The sequence below is a fragment of the Winogradskyella ursingii genome, assembly GCF_013403975.1.
In the GTDB taxonomy this organism is placed as follows: domain Bacteria; phylum Bacteroidota; class Bacteroidia; order Flavobacteriales; family Flavobacteriaceae; genus Winogradskyella; species Winogradskyella ursingii.
Genome location: NZ_JABFDH010000015.1, coordinates 1 through 1,306 on the forward strand (window position 1 = coordinate 1; position 1,306 = coordinate 1,306).

2 protein-coding genes are annotated in these 1,306 nt (G+C 33.9%); both read left to right on the top strand.

What is annotated here, in order from left to right; all coding sequences use genetic code 11:
- Positions 1-45 precede the first annotated feature (45 nt).
- Complete coding sequence (locus HM983_RS15735; RefSeq protein ID WP_147864341.1) at positions 46-417, top strand: transposase; 372 nt, start codon at positions 46-48, stop codon at positions 415-417.
- Entirely contained in the window at positions 414-1,268 is an 855-nt protein-coding gene (locus HM983_RS15740) for an IS3 family transposase (RefSeq protein WP_246277533.1), read from the top strand. The genes HM983_RS15735 and HM983_RS15740 overlap by 4 nt, the downstream gene beginning before the upstream one ends.
- Positions 1,269-1,306 lie beyond the last annotated feature (38 nt).

A 1,306-nucleotide genomic window follows, 5' to 3' on the forward strand; every position in this document is an offset into this window, starting at 1 on the left:
AATTTTGACCCGTCCTGAATAAAGGCTACATAATCTTAAACAATTATGTACAAAAATGACAAAGTAATTAGAAGGTATTCAGAATCTTTTAAACTCAAAATTCTGGACGAACTAACCGCAGGAAAACTAAACAAGTATCAACTAGGGAAAGCCTACGGTATTGCACCTTCCACAATTAATGAGTGGATAAAAAAATACAATCGTAAAGACCTTATGAACACCAGAGTAACCGTGAAGACTAAAGACGAAATAACTCGCATTAAACAGCTTCAAAAAGAAATTGAACAGCTCAAAAAACTCTTATTGAAAAAAGATATGGATGCGCTTATTGATGATTCTTATCTAGAAGTAGCAGCAGAACAACTGGGCTATAAATCTGTGCTTGAGCTAAAAAAAAAGCTAAGTATCAAGCCTTGATAAAGGCCAGAGAAAAGTCAAAGGGATTTGCGTCTCTGACCACTATAACCGCCTGTTTCGGTCTTAAACGTGATGCCTACTACAAATACAAACGTAGAGTAGACAAACGTTTAGAGATTGAGAAAAAAGTGGTCGCCATAGTCAAGAACAGACGCAGATCCCTTCCTAGAGAAGGTGTTAGAAAACTTACCAGATCACTGGATGAAGAGTTTACAAATGTCAATTTGAAAATAGGCAGAGACACTTTATTCAATATACTTAGAAAACACAATATGCTTACACTTAGAAAGAAATATAGCTCAAGAACAACCAACTCATTGCACAGGTTCTACAAGTATAAAAATATCATCAAAGACCTAGAAGTAACAAGACCTAACCAAGTTTGGGTAAGTGATATTACATACATCAGAACTATAAAAGGATTTTGTTATTTAGCACTCATAACAGATATGCACAGTCGCAAAATAGTAGGCTATGATATTAGCAACAGCCTAGAGCTTAAAGGTTGTGTGAGAGCTTTGAAAAAAGCTTTATATCAAGCTAAAAACATTAAACGTCTTATTCATCATTCCGACAGAGGAATACAATATTGCAGTAATGTATACACTCAAATCCTTAAAAGAAACAACATAGGAATCAGTATGACAGAAGAGAATCATTGTTATGAAAATGCGATGGCAGAACGTGTAAACGGTATATTAAAAGACGAATTTTATCTCGATCAAACCTTTGATAGCCTACAACACGCTAAACGTGCAACAAAAAATGCAATTAATCTATACAACGAAATAAGATTACATTTATCTTTAGATTATAAAACACCAAATATGGTATATAAATTAACAGCGTAAATCAATTTTAACCTGTAGCCATATTTCAGGACTAGACA

Coding starts and splice junctions, on each gene's coding strand:
- HM983_RS15735 (WP_147864341.1), top strand. CDS start 46: ATGTACAAAAATGACAAAGTAATTAGAAGGTATTCAGAATCTTTTAAA.